Genomic DNA, 23,142 nt, shown 5'->3' on the forward strand with positions numbered 1-23,142 from the left:
TATCACGGCGGCTGCGACCGCTCGCAGCCGCCGATGCAAAACCGCGTCGCCGACCGCGGCGAACGCTGGCATGCTGCTTTATTCGATGCCCTCGTGTTTCAACGCGAGCTGTACAGCGGGCCGCGTCCGCATGCGTTGTGCAAAGTCCGCGAGTTTTTGCGGTACTTCTATGTTCGCTTCCTTGGCCCATAGAAGCATTGTGAACAGGTACGCGTCCACGACGCTTGCTTCTGCACCGAACAGATAGTCGCCCTTCAGCATGGTGGAAACGAGCTGGAAACGCTGGCCCAGCTTCTCCCGCGCGGCACTCGCTTCTTCATTCGACGCGGGTTTGAATACGCGGCCGAATTGCTTGTGCAATTCTGTTGAAATGAAAGCCAGCATCTCCACCAGACGTGTTGTGCCTAGCTCGCCCGACGGTGACAGTGACGGCTTGCGTTGTGCGACCCATGACAGAATTGCGACGTTTTCCGTGAGCCGTTGACCGTCGTCGAACTCCACTGTCGGGACATAGCTCTTCGGGTTAATTTCATTGAAATTTTGACCTGTCTCCGTTGTTTTCGTTTTCAGGTCGACGCGCACGCGGTCGAAATCCATACCTGCTTCATGCATGGCAATGTGATCGGCCAGACTGCACGCGCCCGGTGAGTAATAGAGCTTCATGATGCGGTCCTCCATATATTTTGGTTGGTGATCTCTTCAGGGCAGCATTCGGCATGCCCTACGAAGTGGCCGCTATGTCATTTCGTAGGGGCATGTAATGGCTAACTGGCCAGCGCCGCACGACTTACCCGTCGTGGTGACCCGGAAGCACTGCGCCAAGCACCTGCTTTGCGGTCTGCACGATTACGTTGCCTTCGTCCGGGTCGCCCTTCAGCAAGGTCGATGCAAATGCCTTGGCCTGTGCCAGCGTGATATGCGGCGGCAACGGGGCAATGTTCGGATCGGCCTTCACCTCGATCACGACGGGGCGATCGGCGGCCAGCGCTGTGTCCCACGCGGCGCCCATCTGCTCTGCGTCGTCGACATAAATGCCTTTCAGGCCGATCAACTCTGCGAACTTGTGATACGGCACCGAGGGAATGTCCTGTGATGCCTCGAATTTCGGATCGCCTTCCATCACGCGCTGTTCCCACGTCACCTGATTCAGGTCCTGGTTGTTCAGTACCATGCAGATCCAGCGCGGATCGGCCCAGCCTTTCCAGTACTTCGAAACGGTAATGAGTTCGGCCATGTTGTTCATTTGCATCGCGCCGTCGCCGACAAGAGCGATCACTGGGCGCTCGGGATAAGCGAACTTCGCCGCGATCGCATACGGCACGGCCGCGCCCATTGACGCAAGACCTCCCGACAGCGAGCACATCATGCCGCGTTGCACTTTCAGATCGCGTGCGTACCAGTTCGCGCAGGAGCCCGAATCGCTCGTCACAATGGCGTTCGACGGGACGCGCGGCGATAGTTCCCACACGGTGCGTTGCGGATTGACCGCGTCCTTGCCCGGCTCGTGTGCGCGCTTGTCGAGCGCCTTCCACCAGTCGGCAGTCCAGCCTTCAATCGTTTTACGCCACTCGCGATCCTTCTTGTGTTCGAGCAACGGCAGCAGCGCGCGCAGCGTTTCCACGCTATCGCCGACAAGGTTCACTTCCATTGGATAACGCAGGCTCAGCATGTCGGCCTTCAGGTCGATCTGCACACCGCGCGCTGCGCCTTCCTTCGGCAGGAACTCTGAGTATGGGAAGCCCGAGCCGATCATCAGCAACGTGTCGCACTCGGTCATGAGGTCATAGCTTGGCTTGGTGCCGAGCAGACCGATGGAGCCGGTGACCCACGGCAGATCGTCGGGCAGCGCGGCTTTACCGAGCAGCGCCTTCGCGACACCCGCGCCCAGCTTTTCAGCAACGGCGATCACTTCATCGGTCGCGTGCAATGCGCCGGCGCCGACGAGTATCGCGACTTTCTTGCCGGCGTTGAGCACGTCCGCGGCCTGTTGCAGATCTTCCGCTTGTGGAACGAGACGCGGCGCCCGATAGCCGACACCCGAATGCAACGTGCCATGTTTGCGAGCGGGCGGCTCGTAAGGCAAGTCCTGCAAGTCGTTCGGCAGAACGAGCGCGGTCACCTTGCGCTCGGAAAGTGCGGTACGTATCGCGCGATCCACGAGATGGCGCACTTGCGCGGGCACCGTGGCCTGCTGGACGAATGCCCCTGCGACATCTTTGAACAGAGAGACGAGATCGACTTCCTGCTGATAATGACCGCCGAGCGCTGAACGTGCCTGTTGACCCGTTATCGCCAGCACCGGCATGTGATCCATTCGGGCGTCGTAGAGTCCTGTGACAAGGTGCGATGCGCCGGGTCCGGACGTCGCGATGCAAACTCCGAGTTCGCCGGTGAATTTCGCATGGGCCGATGCCATGAAGGCCGCCATTTCCTCATGACGAACCTGAATGAATTCGATCGGCTCCGGTTGACCCGTGGTCTTGCGATGCTTTTTGGCCTCCGTTTGTGCGCGATTCAGCGCGCCGAATACGCCATTGATGCCGTCGCCTGGGTAGCCAAAGATACGGCGCACGCCCCACGCCTGTAGTCGCTCGATAATGAAGTCGCCGACGGTGATGGACATGGATAGCTCCTCACAAAAGTAATCATGATGTCGATCCAGACAGAGTTGCAAAGCGCGTTCCGCGTTCTTTCACGCAGAAAGAATCACCTTCTCATGCAGATCTAGTGGGCTCGCTTTTTGCTGCGCTGCTATGCAGACGTGCTGCGCGAACGAAGCACAAGGGATCGCCATGAACAAAGTTGTCGTCGTGACCGGAGCGGGTGCCGGAGTTGGACGCGCGGCTGCAGAGGAGTTTGCGCGGCACGGCTACGATGTCGCATTGTTATCGCGTGACCCGGCGCGGCTCGCGCGCGCCGCCGACGAGATCCAGCGTGCATATGGCGTGCGCGCCCTAGCCATTCCGACGGATGTCGCCGATGCTGAACGCGTAGAAGAAGCCGCCACGCGCACGGAGTCGGAACTCGGTCCTATCGACGTATGGGTCAACGTTGCAATGGCCACCGTCTTTGCACCCGTGTCGAAACTTACCGCACAGGAATTCGAGCGAGGTACCCAGGTGACCTATCTCGGCCAGGTGCATGGCACGATGGCCGCGCTGTCGCGGATGCGTACGCGCAATCGCGGCACTATCGTCAACGTGGGTTCCGCGCTTGGGTATCGCTCGGTGCCGCTGCAGTCGATTTATTGTGGAGCGAAGTTCGCGGTCCGCGGCTTCACCGACGCGCTGCGTTCCGAGATCATTCACGACCGGCTCAATGTGCATTTGACCATGGTCGATCTACCGGCACTGAATACGCCGCAATTCGACTGGGCGCTCAACAAGATGGGCAGGAAGGCAAAACCGGTCGCGCCTATTTTCCAGCCGGAAGTGGCCGCACGTGCCATCTATTTCGCCGCAACGCATAAGCGGCGCCAGATATGGGTGGGCTTTCCGACGGCTAAAGCAATTCTTGCAAACCGCTTTGCGCCGGGATTGCTCGACAGATATCTGGCAAAGGCGGGCTACGAGGGACAACTCACCGACGAACCGCTCAGCCCCGACGCGCCCAGCAATCTTTTCGATCCAGTACCCGGCGATTTTGGCGCGCACGGGCGTTTTGACCGCGAGTCGAAACCGGCTAGCCGGGAAATGTTGGCTGTTCGGCACCGCGGCGTTTTATGCGCTTTGGCCAGTATCGGGATCGCTGGCGGCATCGGTTTGCTGATCAAAAAGAGCCGAGGCGCATAACGCGCACGCGTGCAGCGGTGTTCCTTGCCGCGCTGGGAGACGTGAATGGCCGGGATCGGTAACAATATGCCTGTCTCCGACTGTCTCGACCTGTGACCCCATCGCCTTTAGGAAAGCCATGTCCCAACCGCTCACAATTGATTTCGTCTCCGATATCGCATGCCCTTGGTGCGCCATCGGCCTTTCCTCGCTTCAACTCGCGTTGGCGCGCCTGGGAGATGCCGTAAATGCACAGATCGTTGTGCATCCGTTCGAACTGAACCCGCAAATGGGTCCCGAGGGCGAGGCGATCGTCGACTATCTGGGCAAGAAGTATGGGCGCACGCCCGAGCAGATTGCGCAGACGCAGGAAATGATTCGCGAGCGCGGCGCAAGCGTCGGCTTCAATTTCGGACCGCGCACTTATGTCTATAACACTTTCGATGCGCACCGCCTGTTGCATTGGGCCGGTCTCGAAGGCAAGCAGTTGCCGCTCAAGCTCGAATTGCTGCGCGCTTATCATTCCGAGGGCCGCGACCCGAGCAACCATGACGTGCTCGTCGCAGCAGCTCAAGCGGTGGGACTGGACGCCGATGCAGCGCGCAACGTGCTGCAAAGCGGCGACTACGCCGACGAGGTCCGCGCGGAAGAAGAGGAATTCCAGTCACATGGCATCCAGTCGGTACCTGCGATCATCTTCAATCGCCGCTACCTGGTGAGCGGCGGCCAACCTGTCGAGACCTTCGAGCAGGTCATCCAGCAGATTCTCGCCGAGGCGTAAGCCGGCACTCCGGAATTTAAATGTCCGCACGCAGTCATGCGCGCTGTGACGCAAACGAAGTACCGCTGGAGGCAATCGTCGATGATCACAAAGCGGATCGCTGCCGCGTTGTTCGGCTTCGTGCTGATGGCGCTTGCCTGCGTGTGCCATGCGCAATACACGACCGACTGGCTCGCCAATACCTACGGCACGCTCGCGGCGCACGTCGGCAACGGCGCGCGCTCGATGTGGGTTGCGCCCGAAGGAGTGATTTACACGTCGTCGCTGTGGGACGAGAACGAGGGCGGTGTGGCCATCTATCAGAACGGCCAGAGCATCGGCTCGATCGGCACCCACGCGGACTTTCAGGGCAGCGCGATAACAGGCAATGCGACGTCCATCTTTACGGCGTTGCAGTACAACAGGTCGTTTGGCAGCGGCTCCGTGGGACGCTATAACCGCGCGACGAAAGCGCTCGAACTTCGTATTCCCGTCAGCGTGTGGACCGGCATACCTCACGCCGATGTCATCACCGGGCTCGCCACGGCAGGCACGCTGCTTTACGTCAGCGACTTTTACGGTAACCGTGTCCGCGTCTATACAACCGACGGCGTCTGGCAGCAGGACATTAGCGTAGCCGCTCCAGGCGCGCTTGCGCTCGATAGCGCGGGCAATTTGTGGGTGGCGCGAAAAAGTGCAGGTGTCGTATCCGAATTCAGTGCGGGCGGTGCGCCTTTGAGCACGATCCAGATGCCTGCCGCATCGCGGCCGTCGGCACTTTATTTCGATGTGTCGACGGGACGACTCATGGTCGGCGACGAAGGGCCCGACATGAACATCAAGATCTACAACGTTGCGGGCACGCCGACATTGGCCGGCACGTTCGGTGTTCAGGGCGGCTATCTGGACACGACGACGGGAATCAAAGGACAGGTTGGCGACAAGCGCTTCACGCGTGTGGCGGGCATTGGCAAAGACGCAGCCGGTACCCTTTATGTGCTGAACAATCCGTGGGGCGGCGGCTGGGACCTCGGCCGCAACGGCCCGACGGATCTGCATGCATACGACAGCGGCGGCAATCTGAAATGGAAACTGCAGGCACTGAACTTTGAGGCCGTCGCAGCGCCCGATCCCACGACAGACGGCGCCTGGTTTTACAGCGGTGCGCACATTTATACGGGCAGCGCGGGCGGCACCTTCGTTGCGAATACCGTCGATCCGTTCACCTATCCTTCAGACCCGCGACTGAACATTAACGACACCCAGCGCGGGCAGCACTTCGGTCAACTCGTCAGCGTGGGCGGAAACCGTATTCTGGTTGCGTCAGGTCAGAATCCCGATACCTTCAACTTCTATCATTTCAACGCGGCGAGCGGCTACATTGCGATACCTGACGGATCGATTCCGGGGACCGCGTTCAACACGACGGTGAAGATAACGGGGGGCTTTTGCATCGATAGCCGCGGCGATGTGTGGGCCGGTCTCGACAGGACCAATCATATCTATCACTACCCGCTCACAGGTTTCGACGGAAACGGCAAACCGTTGTGGGGACCGGCAATCACGATTTCCATTCCGCTGAGTATCCGGCCGTTGACGCGCATCATCTATCTGCCGGAGAGCGACACGATGATTCTTGCGCAAGGCGTTGCCGGGAGTTGGGACTGGACGGCGATTCAATCGCGCATCGAGGTTTATCACGGCTGGAGTGCGGGCAATACCACGCGGCCGCAGCCGGTGATCAAACTCACCGGTGCCAATCCGAAGTCGATTACGGCAGCGGGCAATTATCTTTTCGTCGGGTACGTGCATACGGTGCCGAACATCGACGCGTTCAATCTCACCACCGGCCAACTGGACACCACGCTAATCAACAACAGTCCCGGTACGGTGGATGTCGGCAACGATGTCGATTCGATGTACGGACTTCGCGCGTTTGTGCGAGCGAGCGGGGAGTACGTGGTCACAAAAGACAACTACAACGGGTCGAGCATTATCGTTTACCGCTGGACCCCGTGGGCGGGCGCGATGCAACGGGGCTATCGGATAAGATACGGCCCTCGTGGCAATTTTTCCCTGCTTAAAAGGAGTGGTTTCAGTGATTCAGGCGAGTGACGTATTCAAACAGAACCTTGCGCAAATGCCCGCAATCGACGGTATCGTACGCATCGATCTGATCGACGCGCAAGGCACGGTGGTGGCAAGCATCGAGAACAAGCCGGGCAAGCAGGGCTCGCTTGCGGTGTACAACTATTTGCAGCAGACATTCGGCACGCTCGACGCAAAAGCGGCCGAGCATGGTCTCGCGGTGTTCGGCGAACATACCGCCGACGCGCGCAACCGCCCGGGCGCGCATCCGAATGTCGATCATCTTCTCGCGATTGCAGCAGGCGCGCCGGCTTTGCGCATCGACGTTATTCAGGCTGCCTGAATCCGCTTATGATGCGCTTGAAAGTCTTTCGGGCGCACAGTGCTACCGTTCCACCGACTCATACGGTGTAACTCTCTCGCGCCGCGAAGCACGTCCGAATAGTACGCGGTCGCCGAGCCACACTACGATCAGCGTGGCGCCCATCAGCGGAAAGACGATGCCGAGCATGATGAGGCCGGTCTTCCAGCCGCGCATCGGCGGTGCGGCTCTCTCCCGCGAAGGCGCTCCGAGCGAGCGCTGCGGCCTGCGCTTCCACCACATCACGCAGCCGGTTGCAGCCATCATCGCAAGACCGAGCGAGATCGTGGCGGACAAGATCTGATTGGCAACGCCGAAATAACGGCCCATATGCAATGACGTGCCGTAGGAAACCGCTTTCGATATTGCGCCGTAGTCGGCATAGCGAATGTCCTTGAGCACCGCGCCGCTGTACTGGTCGATATAAATGGTGCGTTCCTTTTGCGGATCGGCCGGGAAGTAAGAGACGGTGTACACGCCCGTTGCCGATGTGGGCAACGCGATGTTGTAGCCGCTCGTCACGCCGAGCGCCGCCGCTTGCGAGACGATGCGCCCGAGCGGTAGCGGAGGCACTGTTCCTTCATCGGCGGAAGCAGGCACAGGCGCATTGCCGACGGCCCACGGCGTTTGCGGCAACGGCAGGTCGTCCATGACCATGCCGGGCATCGAGTCCTGCTGCGCGGCCTGTATGTCGTGCCCCACGTGTGTTGCATGAGTCTTTGTTTCCGTCGTGTTCGCGGATGCCTCGCCGCGCGCCGCGACGGGCAGCACGGAGCGCAACGGCAAGCCGCCCCAGGTGCCGGGCGGCGCGCCGAGATTGGCGGCGCTCGCGAGTGCCTTGAACTGCTTGCCCCACGAGCCCGACCATGGAAGACCCGTCAACACGAATGCCAGCGCGCCGAGTGCGAGCCAGATGCCCATCACCGCGTGAACGCTTTTCCACAACGGGCGGCCTTTCAGTGTGAGGCGCGGAACCAGCGCATCGCGTGCCCGCGTCGCTCCACGCGGCCACCACAGCGCAACGCCGGTGCCGATCATCACGAGTGTCCAGCATGCGGCGAGCTCCATCAGCAACTCGCCCGGCTTGCCCAGCAACAGCTTGCGATGGAGCATGCGGTCGATCTGCATGAAGCGATTCTCGACGCTCAACGTGCCGAGTACTTCTGCGTTATACGGATTCACATATACGCTTTGCTTTTCTCCATCCGCGAGACGGAAGATGAATTCCATGCTGCGCTCAGGCGTGTCCGGGATAACGGTGGTCGCCGCAACGGAACCGGTCGGCATCGCAGCCCGCGCTCGCGCCAGCAGTACGTCGGCTGGCATACGCGGTGCGGTTCGAGATTCGACGACGAGAAGCTGCGGATAAAGCAGCGGTTCAATCTGGGGTTGAAAGCAGTACAGCGTGCCTGTTATTGCCAGCACGACGAGGAACGGCATCACGAACACTCCGGCATAGAAATGCCATCGCCACAGCGTGCGATAGCCGCTGCTGTTGGTCGTAGTGCCCGATGCAGCATTTTGCTGAATGGTGGTGGACATGGAATCCTCCTGCAAAAATGATCTGGTTCTTCCGGATTTGCGCGGCGCCGCGCATTACATGCGCAGCTTCGCTTCCACGTAGAAGGTACGGCCCGGATACGGGTGATAGACGTAGTAGCGCTCATCGAAAATGTTATCCACGCCAATGCCCACTTCGCTAAGCTTCGTGGGCTTGAACGTGAACTTCGCGTCCGCCACTGCGTATGAGCTCGTGCCGCCGAATACGTCCGGATTCGTGTCGGTGTTAGTGAGCGTGTTGTATTGGCGGCCTGAATAGCGCGCGGCAAGCGTCAATGCCGAACGCTCGTCGAAGCGATAGGTCGCTGCAATGTTCGCGCGCCACAATGGAATGCGATAAAAGTACTTGCCGACGCTTGCGGGGTTTTGCGCGTTGGCGAGAATCTTCGACTGCGTATAAGCGACGCTCGCAAGCAGATCCAGTCCACGCATGAATACGTTCTCGCCCGCATAACCCGTTTCGACACCTCGCGAGCGCACCTTGCCGATGTTCTGGAAGTTCGTCACGCTTGGAATCACGGTCGTGTCCGTCTGGCTGAAGATCGTGTTCTTTACGTCGTCCTGAAACAGCGAGAAGCGGAAGATGCCATTCCAGTGCGCCCATTCGGCTGTCAGTTCTTTCGAGAGATCGTCTTCCGGTTTGAGGTTCGGATTGTTATTGACGATTGACGAGCCATTGATTTGCCCCTGGAACAATTCGCTGACGGTTGGAAACCGATATGCGCGGCCAATTGAAGCGCGCAACGTCAGGTCGTCGCTCACGTCGAACGAAACAGAAGCTTTAGGCGAAAAGTGCCGCTGATTCGCGTCGCTCAGCGCGATCGTGGTACCGGGCAGGGACTGCGATCCGTCGTATGCATGCCAGTCTTCGTAACGTATGCCGTACACGAATTTCCAGCGCGGCAGGAAGCGCCATGCATCCTGTGCGTACAGCGCCTGAGTTTGCGTCTTGCCGGCGAATGAGTTGGCAAACGCAGCGGTTGCGCCATCGCGCCAGTTGAGCGTCGAATAGCTTTCGTTGTCGAGAAAGTAATTGTCGTAGTGATAGCCTAAGCTGAGCGCGTGATTGGCCAGCCCCGCCTGCGTCGACGCCGGTGTGTAAGTGGTGCGCAGATCGAGCGTTTTCCAGCCGGTACCGTCGCCGAGAGTGACGGTGCCCGCGCCATTGCCGGCCGCCCCGGAATTGGCGAGACGCGCGACGTTATCGCCCACGTCGTAATACGATGCGATCACCTCGCCATTCCAGCCCGTCGCATGGCGCGTTTTCAACGACACGCCGTATAGCCAGTTCTCGCTATGTCCGAGGCTCGGCGCAAAGGCGGCTGCTGGAACGGTGTACTCGTATCCGTCAATGGCTACCTTTCCGCTGTACACAGGGTTGCCGTTTGCGTCGCGCAGAAAGCTCGACGTCTGACTGTTATACGTTTGGTGCCAATAGCCCAGCGTGAAACCGCCTTGCAGTGTCGGCGTGAAGTCGTACTGCATCTTCAGCTTGAACTGGTCTTGCACCGTATGTTCAATGCCTTCGCCGTTAATGCCGAGTATGGCCGTCGGTGTATTGGTCTGGTTGTTGTAAAAGTAGGCGCCAGTCACGGGCGTGTCGCCTGCTCTTGCAGGCGTGCCCGATTTGGCGAGTGTGGCGAATTGCAGCGGCTGACTCGTGTTTTCCAGGTGGTTCACGCCCAGCGAATATGAGAACTTGCCGATCCGGTCGCCTAGCGAAGCACTCGCTTCACTGCCGTTGAAATTGCGATTCACGCCGTAGAGACTGAAATGCTGGGTGAATGCTTTTACGTCGGCTTCGGCTTCGAATTTCTTCGGCATGTGCGTGCTGATCAGCACCGTTGCGCCGAGCGAATTGCCCGGATATAGCGCGGAATAGGGGCCGTAAATCACATCGACTCGCTGTATCTCGTCGGGAGAGACCATCGACCAGCGAGGCGGAAAGGAAAAGCTGTTGCCGAGCAGATTGCTGAGCAGCAGGCCGTCCGCATAGACGAGACCGCGTGCGCTCTGTGTGTTGCTTGTGCCGCGCACTGCGATGATCGAATTCAGATCGCCGATAAAACGCTTACGGACCGCAAGGTTCGGCATGTACTTCAACACGTCTTCGGTGTTGACGACATTCCAATTGGAGAATTGATCGCGCGTAACCGTTTCAACCGTGGCGGGCAGATTTGGATCGACCGCGCGCGTCGCAGCGCTCTGATCGGCGGCGCTATTCGCGCTCACGCTTACGGTGGGCAGCGTGGTGTCGGCGCTAACTGTATCGGCACGAGCGGGCGACGCTGACAACGCCGCGAACCCTGCCAGGCCCGTCACAGCGGCCGGGAACAATGCGTGCAAATACGACGCAAATGAAGCGCAATGCAATCGCGCGAATGTGAAACCCCGAAAGGTGTGGACCGCACGAGTGGCGGCGCCGGCGCCACGCTCGAAGCGGACGCGGGCGGGCAACCTTCGCAACGCGAAGATGAACATGACAGTTTCCTTGATGCATTGAACGGACGATCGCGCGCGCCGTCGATGGATGCGACGAGTGCGGTCAATGCGCGATCAGAAACAACGACAATCAGGAAACGACAGGGGGGGCTCTTGGGCGCCCGGACGGAAACGCGCCGAGCGGTGTGAAGCGGGTGGAGAGAACAGGCGGTGCAGTGCCCGCAACCATAACGGCTAGCGGCGCGGGCGTTGCGGCAACCGTGGGCATTGCCACGTGATGTTGCAGGAGATGGCAGTACCCGCAAGCGCCGAAGGCGTCGTCGTGACTGAGATGCACCGCCATTGCATCGGCATGGGCTGCCTGATCTGCCGCGCCGGGCTGGACCGTTTGCAGCGCCGAACACAACGCGGCGATCGGCTCCTGCGCGCGGTTGGACGCCAGCACCTGACTCACGGCGGGCGCAAACACGACGAGCCACATGGCGATGAGGCCAAGCCAGGCTGTCAGACGGTTGCGGGAACGTGGAGTCATGGCGATGAGCAAGGAAACGCGGGCGATTCTAGCATTGCGCGCCGCTTTTTTCTGCCTGATGCCGGCTATAGCAGCGGATTGACGGCGTAAAACCGCTCATTTCGCGCCGTTACAATCGCGCCGCATCGCTTAATCTGCGTGATACATGTTCGCTTTCGCGCAACATGCGCGATTCCGTGCGCGAACGCCAGACCGCAACGTAACCCGACTCATGACTCTCACGCAGACGCTTGCCTCTTCTATCACCGAACTGAACCAGCAGGCGATGGCGCTTTATTCCGCGGATCAATTCGCTGCGGCATTATCGACCGTCATGCCGGTGATCGAGCGGGACGAAAGCGCGCTGGACGACGCTACGATTCACGCAATGGCCGACGCGCTCAACCTTGCGGGCGCTTCTTCGTGCCGTCTCGGCGAGCCGGACGATGCCGAGCGTTATTGGCGCCGGTGTTTGCGCATGATGCCGGGCTACGTCGAGGTATATGAAAGCCTCGGCGCGCTGCTGAAAGCGCGTGGACGTCTGTCCGCGGCAAAGGCAATCTACCGGCAACTGATCGTTCTGCAGCCCGGCCATGCGGATGCCCACAATCAGCTAGGCGCAGTGCTTTATGCACAGGGCTACCACGAAGATGCGGAAGCGTCGTACCGCAGGGCGCTCGTGCTACGCCCGGATCACGCAGAAGCGCATTACAACCACGGCGTCGTGCTGCACGCACTGCAACGCGTGGATGAGGCCGAAGCCGCTTATCGCGAGACGCTCGTCCGATTGCCGGCGCATGCGGAAGCACACAACAACCTGGGCAACGTATTGATGGACCTTGGCCGCGTCGCGCAAGCGGACGCTGCTTATCGCGAGGCGCTCACGATCAGACCGCAGTATCCAGAGGCATTGAATAACCTTGCCGGCGCGCTCAAGGCAGCGCAGCGCCTGACCGAGGCGGAACTTGCGTGCCGGCTTGCGTTGACCATGCGGCCCGATTACGCGGAAGCCCACGTGAATCTCGGGGCCACGTTGACCGATCTGCAGCGGCTGCCCGAGGCGGAGGCGGCCTACCGCAAGGCAATTGCGCTTCGTGCCGATTACGCCGAGGCGTACTACAACCTCGGCATTACACTCTTCAAGCTCGAACGTTTGACCGAGGCCGCAGAGGCATACCGGGAAGCGGTTCGTCTGCGGCCCGGCATCGCGCCCGCGCACAACAATCTCGGCTGCGTTCTGCGCCTGCTCGATCGCTTGCCTGAAGCTGTTGAGTGCTTCGAGCAGGCTCTGTGCGTTCATCCCGATCTCGCGGAAGCGCATTACAACCTCGGCGCTACGCTCGCACAGCTGAAGCGCTTGCCCGAATCTGAAAGTGCGTACCGTCGCGCGCTTGAATTGCGTGCCGATTACGGCGACGCTTGCTTCGGTCTAGCCACGTTGCTGCTCGGCATGGGGCGTTTCGACGAAGGGTGGCGGCTATACGAATGCCGTTATCGACTAGCCGGTTTCGTGCATCGGCACACGGCTCAGAGACTAAATTGCCCGCAATGGCAGGGCGACGCGCTGTCGGGGCGTTCGCTGCTCGTCTGGCAGGAAGACGGTCTCGGCGATATGCTGCAATTCAGCCGTTATTTCGCCTTGCTCAAGGCGCAGGGCGCAGCGCATATCGCGTTCGCCTGCGCGCCCGCGCTGCATAGGCTGATGGCTTGCGTAGACGGCGTTGATGCCGTACTCGACCACGACACGGCCGTCGCGCGCGCCTCCGCTTACGACTGCTGGACGAGTCTGCTGAGTGCGCCGCTGCATCTGCGCACGGCTGTCGACACCATCCCGCGACCGGTCCGGCTTGCGGTGGAACCGTCGCTCGTCGAACGGTGGCGGACCGTGCTCGACGCACTGCCGCCGGGTCGCAGGATCGGCCTCGTATGGAAGGGAAACGCGAAGCATCATAACGACGCGAACCGCTCGATTCCGTCGCTCGCGACGCTTGCGCCGCTGTGGAGCGTAGACGGCGTGAGTTTCGTGAGTCTGCAAAAGGGGCAGGGCGAGGACGAAGCACGAAATCTGCGTGCCAGTCAGCCGTTGCTTCACCTCGGCTCGATGGTGACCGATCTGGCCGACAGCGCTGCGATCGTCGAGCAACTCGATCTAGTGATTTGCGTGGATACGTCGATCGCGCATCTCGCTGCGTCGCTGGGCAAACCTTGCTGGGTGATCCTGCCGGAAAAAGATGTCGACTGGCGCTGGATGCACGAGCGTAGCGATTCGCCGTGGTATCCGCACACGCTGCGGTTATTTCGCCGCGAGCGAGGAGAGGAGTGGGCCGTGGTCGTCGAAAGAGTGAGGCAGGCGTGCGTGGCGCGATTCGGCGTGCGCAATTAACAAGGAGCGGCGCAAGCGCGCCTCGACTCGCTGGCACTACGGCTCTGAGCCGCGACTACTTCGCCCGCTTCGGCTTTGCCTTTTTGCTGGACGTGTTCAACGCGATTGCGGCTCGAATGAGCCACTTGAACGCATCTGCGTCGAGTTCTTCACCCTCATGAATGTCGATTGCGCGCCGCACGTTTCCGTCGAGACTCGAGTTGAACAGCTTCGCCGGGTCTTCCAACGATGCCCCCTTCGCGAAGGTCAGTTTCACGACCGACTTGTAAGACTCGCCCGTGCAGATGATTCCATCATGCGACCACACAGGCGTGCCCATCCACTTCCATTCTTCCACCACATCCGGATCAGCCTCTTTGATGAGCTTGCGCATCGCGCTCAAGGTCGTCCCGCGCCAGTCTGCGAGGTCCGCGATTCTTTTGTCGATCAGTTCGGAGGCCGACTGGGTTTCTGTGGAAGCGGAGCGGTTCATATCGTTCTCCTCGGCTTTCCGGTTCAAAGGCCGAACTGCTTTGCGTATTCGGTATTCAGGCGCGGCCACTCGAATTTCATTGCTTCGCCGGCGACGATACGTCCAATCGGATCGTCGGCAAGCAAATGGTCGAGCACGTCGAGGCAGATGTGCCAGCCAGCCGCACCCATCGATATGAAGTTGCGATCGATGTTGTGCCATAGCGTGAGACGCGTGCCGTCGCCGAGCGCTTCGAGTTGCCAGCGAAGATCGTTCTCGCCCCAGCGATACTCGAGCAGGTTGGGCGCGTCGGCGCGCGTCACCTGGGTCTCGGACACTTGCGGTGTGGGCGTGCCTACCGTGGAGAGCTTCACTGGACCGACCGAGGCGAGGCTGTGGTCCGCGTCGAACGGCGCCCATTCGCGCAAGCTGGCAGGATCCGTCAGCGCTTGCCACACTTTCTCCGGCGAATGGCGCAACTCACGCACGAGGACGAGTGTCCATCTGTCTCCGTCTTTCTGAACTTTGGCTCCGGCAGCAGGACCGGGCCTGTAAGACTCGCGATTGCTCATCGTTTCTTCTCCTTGCGGGGCGGTGCGGGATGGGTCTGATCGAGATGACGCTCGAGCGCGTCGAGATGAACCGACCAGAAACGGCGAAACGGAGCGAGCCAGGCGTCGATTTCCATGAGCGGCTCGGGCTTGATCCGATACACACGCCGCTGCGCCTCGACACGCGACTCAACGAAGCCGGCGTCCCGAAGCACTCGCAGATGCTTTGAAACAGAGGGCTGCGAGAGCTTGAGCTGTTCCTCGATATCGCCCACGGATTGCTCCGAAGAGGCAAGCAGACTGAGGATAGCGCGGCGGCTCGGCTCGGCGATGACAGCAAATGTTGAGTCCATGGTGCTTATATACCTCGCGGAGTATATAAATGTCAAGCCGCGAGGCATGACGAAACGCGGTCGCCTTACGGTGATGATTGCGGCCTTGCTTGCGGCTTTTTAGTACCCGCCCCGCACGCTGACGTGCGATCCCGCAGCGTTCTTATACGATGCCGCCAGATCTGCTGCCGCGCGGCTCAGCAAACCCGTATCCGTTCCGACAGCGACAAACGACGCGCCGGCCGCAAGATATTCTTCGGCGATCGCCCGATCCGGCGCCAGTACGCCCGCTGCCTTGCCCGCGCGCCGTACGCTTTCGATGCCGCCGCGAATCGCCTCGCGCACGCTGGCCTCGCCGGGTTGGCCGAGCAGACCCATCGACGCACTCAGATCCGCGGGGCCGAAAAACACGCCTTCCACGCCGTCGACAGCGGCAATCGCCGCCAGGTTGTTCATGCCTTCCACGGTCTCCACCTGAACCAGTACGCAGAGTTCGTCTGCGGCGCGGGTCAGGTAGTCGGGGATGCGGTTCCAGCGCGACGCGCGCGCCAATGCGCTGCCCACGCCGCGAATGCCTTGCGGCGGATAACGCGTTGCCGCCACCGCTTCGACCGCCTGGACGGCGGTGTCGATCATCGGCAGTAGTAACGTCTGCGCGCCGATGTCGAGCAGCTGCTTGATCAACGCGCTATCGCTTCGCACGGGACGTACCACTGCATGCGACGTATAAGCCGCCACCGCCTGCAACTGCGCGAGCGTGCTGCGCACGTCGTTCGGTGCGTGCTCGTTGTCGATCAATAGCCAGTCGAAACCGGCAGTGGCGAGCAACTCGGTCACGTAGGCGTCGGCCAGCGCCGCCCACAAGCCGAATTGCGGCGTACCTTCACGCAGTGCGCGTTTGAATGTGTTCTGCGGCAGGGACATGTGCGTGCTCAGATGAAGTTCAAACCGATGCCGCCTAGCGGACCATAATCGACGTGGAAGGTGTCGCCCGCTTTGGCGGGGATCGGGCTCGTGAATGAACCGCTCAGAATCACGTCGTTCGCATTCAGCATTTCGTCGTATGGGGCGATCTTGTTCGCGAGCCACGCGACGCCGGTTGCCGGGTGATTCAGCACCGCGGCCGCAAGCCCGCTTTCTTCGACGGCGCCGTTCTTGTAGAGCAACGCGCCGACCCAGCGAAGATCGACATCGAGCGGACGCACCGGACGCCCGCCCAGCACGATGCCCGCATTCGCCGCGAAGTCGGAAATGGTGTCGTAGACCTTGCGCGGGGCACGCGTCTCGCGGTCGAATTGCTCGATGCGCGCGTCGATAATTTCCACTGCGGGCGTCACATAAGCCGTTGCGTCGAGCACGTCGAACAGCGTAACGCCCGGGCCTTTCAGGGGCCTGCTGAGCACAAAGGCAAGCTCGACTTCGACGCGCGGCGCAATGAAGCGGTCCGCGCGGATGTCCTGACCGTTTTCGATAAACATGCTGTCGAGCAGCGGCGCATAGTCCGGCTCGTCGATCTGCGAAGAACGCTGCATCGCGCGCGACGTGAGGCCGATCTTGCGCCCCTTGATCACATGTCCTTCGGCGAGCTTGAGGTTCACCCATTCGCGCTGGATTGCGTAACCGTCTTCGACAGTCATCTGCGGATAAGCCGCGGAAAAGTGGCGCAATTGCGTGCGTGTTTTCTCTGCGTTGTCGAGTTGGGCGGCGAGCTCGCGAATGGTTTGTTGGTCTAGCATGATGAGTTCTCTATTGAGCCGCAGTCAGTGTGTTCCGGCTCGCTACTGCGCTTTGAGCCGCGCGTGCAGGTTGTTATGTTTCCAGGTGCCGGCTTCGCTGAATTCGTTGATTTCGAGCGATAACGCTAGTCCGCTCTGTTCGAACTCATTGGCGAAGTGCTGTTTGATGAGCGCGAATAGCGCATCGCCCGTTGCCTTCTTCGTGGCATCGGAGCGGCCTGCGGCAATCTTCAGGATTGCGTGGAGAAATGCTGCGTCGGCGCGTCCGTCTGCGATGCAATAGTGTTCACATCGCAACGCGCGGACGCGAATGCCGCCGAGCGGAAAGACACGTTGTTCGTTATCGCGCTGTTCAGCGAGGCATTGAGCGAGGGTATTGCACAGGCGGCCAATACTTTCTGCGTCAGCAAGATTCGCGCTGTACTCGAGTGTTAGATGCGGCACGTCAGTCTCCTTTACGCAAGTCAGGCGGTCAGTGGAGTCACTGGAAAGATCGCATTGATCTGGCCCGTACCCGAACTGCCGAAATAAGGCGTGACGACTTCCACCTTGCCGTCATAGCGGTCCCAGCCGAGCGCGCCCAGCAGCATCGCCGTGTCGTGCATGCCGCCTTCGCCCCAGCATTTTTCGTTGTAAAGCGGCAGCATTTCGCAGAACGTCTTCCAGTCGCCGGCTTGCCACAACTCGACAACCCGGCGGTCCATCTGTTCGAGAAACGGGCTCCATACTTTATGCATGAACTGCTCGGCGGTGCCGTTGTTGGCGAAATGGTGACTCAGCGAACCGCTTGCCAGAATCGCGACGGTGCCGTCGTAACGCTCTTCGATCGCCTTGCGCACCGCAAGCCCAAAGCGCGCGCTTGTATCAAGGTCATGCCACATGCACCAGCCGGCTACCGACACCGTCTTGAAGTGCTGATCGCCGTTCATATAGCGCATGGGCACCAGCGTGCCATATTCGAGTTCGAGCGTGGTCTCGCTATGCGCGCGGCTTTTCACACCCATTTCGTTAGCCACTTCCGCAATCAGATTGCCGAGGTCCACGTTGCCCGGATACGCGTAGGGCATGTTCTTGATGAAATGCGGTAATTCGTTGCTCGTGTAGATGCCTTCGAACTTCGGCGCGCAATTGATGTGGTACTCGCTATTAACGAGCCAATGCACGTCGAACACGACGATGGTATCCACGCCCAGTTCGCGGCAACGCCGGCCAATCTCACGATGGCCGTCGATTGCGGGCTGACGGCAACCCTTGTGCGGACCGTCGAGCTCGGACAGATATAACGACGGCACGTGTGTCACTTTTGCTGCCAGCGCGAGTTTGCCCATCGCGGTCTCCTCTTGTTTATGTCGCGAAACGCAGTGCGGCTCGCGCTCGACACGTCGGCGTGTCAGACGCCCCAGCGTGGAATGTGATGCGAACCGAGCGACACGCAAACGTTCTTCGGTTCGAGGAATACTTCATAGCTCCACGTACCGCCTTCGCGCCCCACGCCCGATGCCTTCGTACCGCCGAACGGCTGGCGCAGGTCGCGCACGTTCTGACTGTTGACGAAGCACATGCCGGCTTCGACGGCGGCCGCAACACGATGCGCGCGCCCCGTGTTCTCCGTCCAGATGTAGCTCGAAAGACCGTATGAGATGTCGTTAGCGAGTCTGATCGCGTCGGCTTCGTCGTCGAATGGGATCAGGCATGCAACGGGGCCAAAAATCTCTTCCTGCGCAATACGCATACGGTTGTCGACATCGACGAATACCGTAGGCATCACGAAGTTGCCATGACGCATGGAGTCGGGCAACCCGGGCATGTCGAGACCGCCGCAGGCAAGCGTTGCGCCTTCTTTCGGTCCGAGTTCGATATAGCTGCGCACTTTCGCCAGGTGCCCCTGGCTGATCATCGGTCCGATGATCGTGCTGTCGGCAAGCGGATCGCCAACCGTGAGACGCTTCGCACGTTCGATAAAGCGTTCAGCGAATTTCGCGTAAATCGACTTTTGCACGAGGATCCGCGAGCCGGCCGTACAGCGTTCGCCGTTGTTCGAGAAGATCATGAATACGGCAGCATCGAGCGCACGTTCGAAATCGGCGTCGTCGAAAATGACGAACGGCGACTTTCCGCCGAGTTCCATTGAAAACTTCTTGAGTCCGGCGCTCTGCACGATCCGGTTGCCCGTCGCAGTCGATCCGGTAAAGGAGACCGCGTGCACGTCCGGATGCGCGACTAGCGGCTCGCCCGTTTCTTTGCCGAAACCATGCACGACGTTCAGCACGCCGGCCGGGATTCCCGCTTCGAGAGCGAGGTTGCCGAGCATCGACGCAGTAAGCGGCGACAGCTCGCTCATTTTCAGAACCGCGGTGTTGCCGAACGCGAGACAGGGCGCGACCTTCCACGTGGCCGTCATGAACGGTACATTCCACGGCGAAATGAGCGCGCACACGCCGACCGGATGAAAAAGCGTGTAGTTCAGATGCGTGTCGGTAGGGTAGGTGTGGCCGTCCACGCGTGTGCACATCTCGGCGAAATAGCTGAAGTTGTCGGCCGCGCGCGGCACGAGTTGCTTGCGCGTCTGTGAAATGGTCTGGCCTGTGTCCTTCGTTTCGGTGTCCGATATCTCGGGCACGTTCTTCCCGATCAGCTCGCCGAGCTTGCGAATCAACTTTGCGCGTTCCGCAGCGGGCTTGCCCGCCCATGCGGGGAATGCTTCCTTTGCGGCTCGCACCGCGGCATCGACTTCCGCCTCTGTGCCACGGGCCACTTCCGCAAGTACTTCTTGCGTCGCCGGATTGACCGTTTCGAAGTAATCTTTCGCGCCGCCTGCTTTGCCGTTGATCAGATGTTCGATTCGCATTGCGTTGTCCTTTGCTTTTTTCTGGCGGTCAGGCGCGGCCGAAGTCCGCGTCGGATGCAATCGTATTGACGAGACGGCCGAGGCCGTCTATCTCGCACACCACTTCGTCTCCCGCATCGACATTGACGATGCCCTCGGGCGTACCTGTGAGGATCACGTCGCCGGGTGCGAGCGTCATGAAGCTGCTCAGATATTCGATCAACGCGGGAATATCGGTCACGAGATCGCGCGTATTGCCGCGCTGTTGCAGCGTGCCGTTGACGAACGTGCGCAACTCCAGTTGCGTGACGTCTTCAACGTCGGCTGCGTCGACGAACCATGGGCCGAGCACCGTGCCGCCGTCGCGATTCTTCACGCGCAGGTTGGGGCGGTAATAGTTTTCGAGGTAGTCGCGGATCGCGTAGTCGTTGGCGATCGTATAGCCGGCCACGTGTTGCATCGCATTGTCGCGCGTCACATTGCGTGCGCCCTGGCCTATTACGACAGCGAGCTCGCACTCGTAGTGCATGAAGGCGACGTCGGCCGGGCGGCGCGTAAAGCCCCGATGACCGAGAACCGTGCCCGGTCCCTTCAGGAAAACGAGCGGCTCTTCCTGCTTGTTGAATTGCAACTCTTTCGCGTGCTCAGCGTAATTCAAGCCAAGCGCGAAGATGGTGCCGACTTCAATGGGCGCGAGCCAGACGATCTGATCTTCGCGGCACACGCGGCCGTCTGCAAGCAGCACGCCTTGTGGATGCGGATAGGCTTCGTGAATCGCTCCGGCGTAAGCAACACGGCCGCGCATCATGGCTGTTCTCCGTCTAATTCTTTTGGGCCGATGAACGACACGTGAAGCGGCGGCAGCGCGCCGATCGACAGGGTCGCCGCGTCGCCGACGTGGGCAATGGGCGAGCCATGCGGAACGCCGAGCGTGATGACGTCGCCCGCCGCGAGCGTCATGAATTCGGTGATGTCGGCAAGCAGTCGCGCCACATCGCGTACCGACGAAGCGGTGCTGGCCGCGAAAGCACCCGCATCGTTCAGCGACACGGCGATGGCCAGCTCGTCGGGATTCGCAACATGACGCGCCGCGACAACCGCAGGCCCTACCACACAGAAACCGTCGCGGGCGCGAAAACGTACCGACGGTCTGTACACACTCGCATGCGGCACGCTGAGATCGGCCACGACCGTATAGCCCGCGATGTAATCGAACGCGCGCTCCGCGCTCACCTGCGTCGCGTTGCGCCCAATCACGATGCCGAGCGACGCGCCTACTTCGACGCCCAGTGTGTCGTCGGGTATGACGATTTGCCCACGATGTCCCGCAAGCGTGTTTCGCGGCTTCAGATAAAGAACCGGCGCTTTCGGCGGTGATTTGTACGGCGCTGCGTGCATTGCATCGCCTAGCGCCTCTAGCGCCGCACGGTCATTGAGCAATGTTCCGTAGATCGCGCCGCTAACCGGCGGACGGCAGGCGATGCCGCGCGCGAGTAACGCCGCTGCGGCATGCGCGTCTACGTCGCGAGGCAGCGCGTCGCCTTCAGGGTGCAGCAGATGATCGGCAAGTGCAAACATGACCTGACAGTGCCTCTGAATGGATACTTGGCATAAACACTAACATGTTAGTAGTATTGCGCTTGATATGATCCAGGGTCAATAGCCAGTCGGCTGATCGCGGGTTTTCCCTTAAGCTTCGACGGCTGCTTCCAACCATCGTCCACTATGTCTTCGTCCGCTTCCACACGAGTTTTGCACCGCAATCTGCCGATGCTGTTGCTGCGCGCCCGAGAAAAAATGATGGAGCGTTTTCGCCCATTGATTACCGCGCATGGACTGACTGAGCAGCAATGGCGCGTGATTCGCGCGCTCAACGAGCACGGCCCGATGGAGCCGCGTCATATCTCCGACATCTGCACGATTTCGAGTCCCAGCATGGCAGGCGTGCTCGCACGCATGGAGAGCATGGAGCTTGTGACGAAGGAGCGTTTCGCGGAAGATCAGCGCCGCGTGCTCGTGTCGCTAACCGACACGAGCGTCGAACTGGTGCGCGTGATCTCCAAGGATCTGGAGGCGCACTATCGGGAGCTGGAGCGCAAGGTGGGGCCGGAGATCGTCGGGCGGGTTTATCGCGCCGTGGACGATCTGCTGGCCGGTCTCGAGGAAGAAGACGACTGAGCGGGCACGCGGCGTTGCTTACCAGCCTTGGAAACGCATCCAGGGCGTGCTCTGGCCGTCTGGCGCAACGGCGTGGTACTCGGGGAACTGCGCGCCGGTCGCGCACGCGTGGTTGGGCAGAATGCGCAGTTTCATGCCGATCGGAAAGCGTTGCGTAATGTCGCCGTTAGCTTCGTGCGCGCCTTCTTCGGTCGGTGAAAGAATGCCGTGTTCCTGGTTCGCGCCGCTCACCACGTAGCCGGCAAGCGGCGTGCCGTTGAGCAGACACGGCTGACCGTAGCCGAAATCGTGCGCCTGCTTCGACGTGCCGCGATCGCGGCTAAAAGCCATCCATCCGGCGTCGAGTATGGCCCATCCTTTCTCGGGCTGATGACCGATTACGGTGGCCAGCACGCTTAACGCAATGTCCTCGAGCGCACAAACGCCGACGTTGTGCATGACGAGATCGAAGAATACATAGACGCCCGCCCGCACCTCGGTCACGCCATCCAGCTGTGTGGCAGCGAGCGCCGTGGGTGTGGATCCGACACTGACCTCCGGGCAAGGGATGCCAGCCTCGCGCAAGCGCTGCGCGGCGCGAACACAGCCGGCGCGTTCCTGTTCCGCCAGCGCGGCGAGCGCTTCAGGTGTGTCGAGTTCGTAACTGGAGCCTGCGTGCGTCATGACACCGCCGACCGTCATGCCGTTCTCGTGCAGAATGCGGCCGACGTGGAGCAAGCTCTCGTGCTCCGGCGTGATGCCTGAGCGGTGCCCGTCGGTGTCTACTTCGATCCATACCTCGAACGTCGCGCCATGCTGATCGCCGAACGCGGCGATGGCCGCTGCCGCGGTCGGGTTGTCCACCACCAGCTTGAGATTGCAGCCCTGGCGGCGCAGCGCCAATGCTCGCGGCAGTTTCGAAGGCGCGATGCTGACTGCGTAAAGAATGTCATTCACGCCGGCGGCATGGAACGCTTCGGCTTCCTTTAGCGTGGAGACAGTAATGCCGCGCGCGCCGGCGGCAATTTGCGCTCGCACGACGTCGATACATTTGGTGGTCTTTACATGCGGACGGAACGCGACGCCGAGCGTGTTCATGTGCGCCTGCATACGCGCAATGTTCTTTTGCATCCGGCCAATGTCGATCAGGGCCGCGGGCGTTTCGATCTGTTCGAGTTTCATGCTTTCACCGGGAAGTGGGCGGGGTTTCGAG

The 23,142-nt window shown here is 60.6% G+C and carries 22 protein-coding genes; 6 read left to right on the forward strand and 16 right to left on the reverse strand.

Annotation, left to right across the window (positions count from 1 at the left end):
- Positions 1-78: 78 nt before the first annotated feature.
- Together BCA01S_RS15200 and BCA01S_RS15205 are read right to left on the reverse strand one after the other, a co-directional pair.
- Entirely contained in the window at positions 79-663 is a 585-nt protein-coding gene (locus BCA01S_RS15200; RefSeq protein WP_027777634.1) for a glutathione binding-like protein, read from the reverse strand.
- A 124-nt stretch (positions 664-787) separates the two neighbouring features.
- Positions 788-2,623, reverse strand: a complete 1,836-nt coding sequence (locus tag BCA01S_RS15205; protein WP_027777635.1) for a thiamine pyrophosphate-requiring protein — start codon at positions 2,621-2,623, stop codon at positions 788-790.
- A gap of 169 nt (positions 2,624-2,792) precedes the next feature.
- Between BCA01S_RS15205 and BCA01S_RS15210 the strand changes: the two genes are divergently transcribed.
- The 4 genes from BCA01S_RS15210 to BCA01S_RS15225 all read left to right on the forward strand — a co-directional run bounded on the left by BCA01S_RS15210 (position 2,793) and on the right by BCA01S_RS15225 (position 6,961).
- The gene (locus tag BCA01S_RS15210; protein WP_027777636.1) at positions 2,793-3,791 is read left to right on the forward strand and encodes an SDR family oxidoreductase; all 999 of its coding nucleotides are present in this window, start codon (positions 2,793-2,795) and stop codon (positions 3,789-3,791) included.
- Positions 3,792-3,909: 118 nt separating this feature from the next.
- Positions 3,910-4,551: a DsbA family oxidoreductase gene (locus BCA01S_RS15215; protein WP_027777637.1), complete on the forward strand. Its 642-nt coding sequence runs from the start codon at positions 3,910-3,912 to the stop codon at positions 4,549-4,551.
- An 81-nt stretch (positions 4,552-4,632) separates the two neighbouring features.
- Positions 4,633-6,645 carry an NHL repeat-containing protein gene (locus BCA01S_RS34890; RefSeq protein WP_244145993.1) on the forward strand — a complete coding sequence of 671 codons (2,013 nt, stop codon included), beginning with the start codon at positions 4,633-4,635 and terminating at the stop codon, positions 6,643-6,645.
- Complete coding sequence (locus BCA01S_RS15225; RefSeq protein ID WP_027777638.1) at positions 6,629-6,961, forward strand: DUF2322 family protein; 333 nt, start codon at positions 6,629-6,631, stop codon at positions 6,959-6,961. Before BCA01S_RS34890 ends, BCA01S_RS15225 begins: the two co-directional genes overlap by 17 nt.
- Positions 6,962-7,003: 42 nt before the next feature.
- Here BCA01S_RS15225 and BCA01S_RS34895 read toward each other — a convergent pair whose 3' ends face one another.
- The 3 genes from BCA01S_RS34895 to BCA01S_RS37115 all read right to left on the reverse strand — a co-directional run bounded on the left by BCA01S_RS34895 (position 7,004) and on the right by BCA01S_RS37115 (position 11,513).
- Positions 7,004-8,521 (reverse strand): PepSY-associated TM helix domain-containing protein, encoded by a 1,518-nt coding sequence (locus tag BCA01S_RS34895; protein ID WP_042318681.1) that lies wholly within the window; start codon positions 8,519-8,521, stop codon positions 7,004-7,006.
- Positions 8,522-8,575: 54 nt separating this feature from the next.
- Entirely contained in the window at positions 8,576-11,020 is a 2,445-nt protein-coding gene (locus BCA01S_RS15235; protein WP_027777639.1) for a TonB-dependent receptor, read from the reverse strand.
- A gap of 91 nt (positions 11,021-11,111) precedes the next feature.
- Positions 11,112-11,513, reverse strand: coding sequence for a DUF2946 domain-containing protein (locus BCA01S_RS37115; protein ID WP_084166868.1), 402 nt, complete (start codon positions 11,511-11,513; stop codon positions 11,112-11,114).
- A gap of 211 nt (positions 11,514-11,724) precedes the next feature.
- Between BCA01S_RS37115 and BCA01S_RS15245 the strand changes: the two genes are divergently transcribed.
- Positions 11,725-13,875 (forward strand): tetratricopeptide repeat protein, encoded by a 2,151-nt coding sequence (locus tag BCA01S_RS15245; protein WP_027777641.1) that lies wholly within the window; start codon positions 11,725-11,727, stop codon positions 13,873-13,875.
- 55 nt (positions 13,876-13,930) lie between these two features.
- On the opposite strand, the gene BCA01S_RS15250 is transcribed toward BCA01S_RS15245, so the two are convergent.
- The 10 genes from BCA01S_RS15250 to BCA01S_RS15300 all read right to left on the reverse strand — a co-directional run bounded on the left by BCA01S_RS15250 (position 13,931) and on the right by BCA01S_RS15300 (position 21,350).
- Positions 13,931-14,347 (reverse strand): DUF1801 domain-containing protein, encoded by a 417-nt coding sequence (locus BCA01S_RS15250; RefSeq protein WP_027777642.1) that lies wholly within the window; start codon positions 14,345-14,347, stop codon positions 13,931-13,933.
- A gap of 23 nt (positions 14,348-14,370) precedes the next feature.
- On the reverse strand, positions 14,371-14,898 hold the full coding sequence (locus BCA01S_RS15255) for an SRPBCC family protein (RefSeq protein WP_027777643.1): 528 nt from the start codon (positions 14,896-14,898) through the stop codon (positions 14,371-14,373).
- Entirely contained in the window at positions 14,895-15,230 is a 336-nt protein-coding gene (locus BCA01S_RS15260; protein WP_020068292.1) for an ArsR/SmtB family transcription factor, read from the reverse strand. Before BCA01S_RS15260 ends, BCA01S_RS15255 begins: the two co-directional genes overlap by 4 nt.
- Positions 15,231-15,329: 99 nt before the next feature.
- On the reverse strand, positions 15,330-16,133 hold the full coding sequence (hpaI, locus tag BCA01S_RS15270) for a 4-hydroxy-2-oxoheptanedioate aldolase (protein ID WP_027777644.1): 804 nt from the start codon (positions 16,131-16,133) through the stop codon (positions 15,330-15,332).
- A gap of 8 nt (positions 16,134-16,141) precedes the next feature.
- Positions 16,142-16,945, reverse strand: coding sequence for a 2-oxo-hept-4-ene-1,7-dioate hydratase (gene hpaH / locus BCA01S_RS15275; RefSeq protein ID WP_027777645.1), 804 nt, complete (start codon positions 16,943-16,945; stop codon positions 16,142-16,144).
- 42 nt (positions 16,946-16,987) lie between these two features.
- Positions 16,988-17,389, reverse strand: coding sequence for a 5-carboxymethyl-2-hydroxymuconate Delta-isomerase (locus tag BCA01S_RS15280; protein WP_027777646.1), 402 nt, complete (start codon positions 17,387-17,389; stop codon positions 16,988-16,990).
- 20 nt (positions 17,390-17,409) lie between these two features.
- The gene (hpaD, locus tag BCA01S_RS15285) at positions 17,410-18,273 is read right to left on the reverse strand and encodes a 3,4-dihydroxyphenylacetate 2,3-dioxygenase (protein WP_027777647.1); all 864 of its coding nucleotides are present in this window, start codon (positions 18,271-18,273) and stop codon (positions 17,410-17,412) included.
- A 62-nt stretch (positions 18,274-18,335) separates the two neighbouring features.
- Positions 18,336-19,793: a 5-carboxymethyl-2-hydroxymuconate semialdehyde dehydrogenase gene (hpaE, locus tag BCA01S_RS15290; RefSeq protein WP_027777648.1), complete on the reverse strand. Its 1,458-nt coding sequence runs from the start codon at positions 19,791-19,793 to the stop codon at positions 18,336-18,338.
- 28 nt (positions 19,794-19,821) lie between these two features.
- Positions 19,822-20,580, reverse strand: coding sequence for a fumarylacetoacetate hydrolase family protein (locus BCA01S_RS15295; RefSeq protein ID WP_027777649.1), 759 nt, complete (start codon positions 20,578-20,580; stop codon positions 19,822-19,824).
- Entirely contained in the window at positions 20,577-21,350 is a 774-nt protein-coding gene (locus BCA01S_RS15300) for a fumarylacetoacetate hydrolase family protein (RefSeq protein WP_027777650.1), read from the reverse strand. Before BCA01S_RS15300 ends, BCA01S_RS15295 begins: the two co-directional genes overlap by 4 nt.
- Before the next feature lie 192 nt (positions 21,351-21,542).
- Between BCA01S_RS15300 and hpaR the strand changes: the two genes are divergently transcribed.
- Positions 21,543-21,950 carry a homoprotocatechuate degradation operon regulator HpaR gene (gene hpaR, locus BCA01S_RS15305; RefSeq protein ID WP_042318719.1) on the forward strand — a complete coding sequence of 136 codons (408 nt, stop codon included), beginning with the start codon at positions 21,543-21,545 and terminating at the stop codon, positions 21,948-21,950.
- An 18-nt stretch (positions 21,951-21,968) separates the two neighbouring features.
- On the opposite strand, the gene BCA01S_RS15310 is transcribed toward hpaR, so the two are convergent.
- Positions 21,969-23,111, reverse strand: a complete 1,143-nt coding sequence (locus tag BCA01S_RS15310) for a DSD1 family PLP-dependent enzyme (protein WP_027777652.1) — start codon at positions 23,109-23,111, stop codon at positions 21,969-21,971.
- Positions 23,112-23,142: the final 31 nt, after the last annotated feature.

The organism is Paraburkholderia caledonica NBRC 102488 (assembly GCF_000685095.1).
GTDB classification, from domain to species: domain Bacteria; phylum Pseudomonadota; class Gammaproteobacteria; order Burkholderiales; family Burkholderiaceae; genus Paraburkholderia; species Paraburkholderia caledonica.

What these genes read in the sequence shown, in the direction of transcription:
- BCA01S_RS15200 (WP_027777634.1), bottom strand. Translation starts at nt 663, where the DNA reads ATGAAGCTCTATTACTCACCGGGCGCGTGCAGTCTGGCCGATCACATT.
- BCA01S_RS15205 (WP_027777635.1), bottom strand. Translation starts at nt 2,623, where the DNA reads ATGTCCATCACCGTCGGCGACTTCATTATCGAGCGACTACAGGCGTGG.
- BCA01S_RS15210 (WP_027777636.1), top strand. Translation starts at nt 2,793, where the DNA reads ATGAACAAAGTTGTCGTCGTGACCGGAGCGGGTGCCGGAGTTGGACGC.
- BCA01S_RS15215 (WP_027777637.1), top strand. Translation starts at nt 3,910, where the DNA reads ATGTCCCAACCGCTCACAATTGATTTCGTCTCCGATATCGCATGCCCT.
- BCA01S_RS34890 (WP_244145993.1), top strand. Translation starts at nt 4,633, where the DNA reads ATGATCACAAAGCGGATCGCTGCCGCGTTGTTCGGCTTCGTGCTGATG.
- BCA01S_RS34895 (WP_042318681.1), bottom strand. Translation starts at nt 8,521, where the DNA reads ATGTCCACCACCATTCAGCAAAATGCTGCATCGGGCACTACGACCAAC.
- BCA01S_RS15235 (WP_027777639.1), bottom strand. Translation starts at nt 11,020, where the DNA reads ATGTTCATCTTCGCGTTGCGAAGGTTGCCCGCCCGCGTCCGCTTCGAG.
- BCA01S_RS37115 (WP_084166868.1), bottom strand. Translation starts at nt 11,513, where the DNA reads ATGACTCCACGTTCCCGCAACCGTCTGACAGCCTGGCTTGGCCTCATC.
- BCA01S_RS15245 (WP_027777641.1), top strand. Translation starts at nt 11,725, where the DNA reads ATGACTCTCACGCAGACGCTTGCCTCTTCTATCACCGAACTGAACCAG.
- BCA01S_RS15250 (WP_027777642.1), bottom strand. Translation starts at nt 14,347, where the DNA reads ATGAACCGCTCCGCTTCCACAGAAACCCAGTCGGCCTCCGAACTGATC.
- BCA01S_RS15255 (WP_027777643.1), bottom strand. Translation starts at nt 14,898, where the DNA reads ATGAGCAATCGCGAGTCTTACAGGCCCGGTCCTGCTGCCGGAGCCAAA.
- BCA01S_RS15260 (WP_020068292.1), bottom strand. Translation starts at nt 15,230, where the DNA reads ATGGACTCAACATTTGCTGTCATCGCCGAGCCGAGCCGCCGCGCTATC.
- hpaI (WP_027777644.1), bottom strand. Translation starts at nt 16,133, where the DNA reads ATGTCCCTGCCGCAGAACACATTCAAACGCGCACTGCGTGAAGGTACG.
- hpaH (WP_027777645.1), bottom strand. Translation starts at nt 16,945, where the DNA reads ATGCTAGACCAACAAACCATTCGCGAGCTCGCCGCCCAACTCGACAAC.
- hpaD (WP_027777647.1), bottom strand. Translation starts at nt 18,273, where the DNA reads ATGGGCAAACTCGCGCTGGCAGCAAAAGTGACACACGTGCCGTCGTTA.
- hpaE (WP_027777648.1), bottom strand. Translation starts at nt 19,793, where the DNA reads ATGCGAATCGAACATCTGATCAACGGCAAAGCAGGCGGCGCGAAAGAT.
- BCA01S_RS15295 (WP_027777649.1), bottom strand. Translation starts at nt 20,580, where the DNA reads ATGATGCGCGGCCGTGTTGCTTACGCCGGAGCGATTCACGAAGCCTAT.
- BCA01S_RS15300 (WP_027777650.1), bottom strand. Translation starts at nt 21,350, where the DNA reads ATGTTTGCACTTGCCGATCATCTGCTGCACCCTGAAGGCGACGCGCTG.
- hpaR (WP_042318719.1), top strand. Translation starts at nt 21,543, where the DNA reads ATGCTGTTGCTGCGCGCCCGAGAAAAAATGATGGAGCGTTTTCGCCCA.
- BCA01S_RS15310 (WP_027777652.1), bottom strand. Translation starts at nt 23,111, where the DNA reads ATGAAACTCGAACAGATCGAAACGCCCGCGGCCCTGATCGACATTGGC.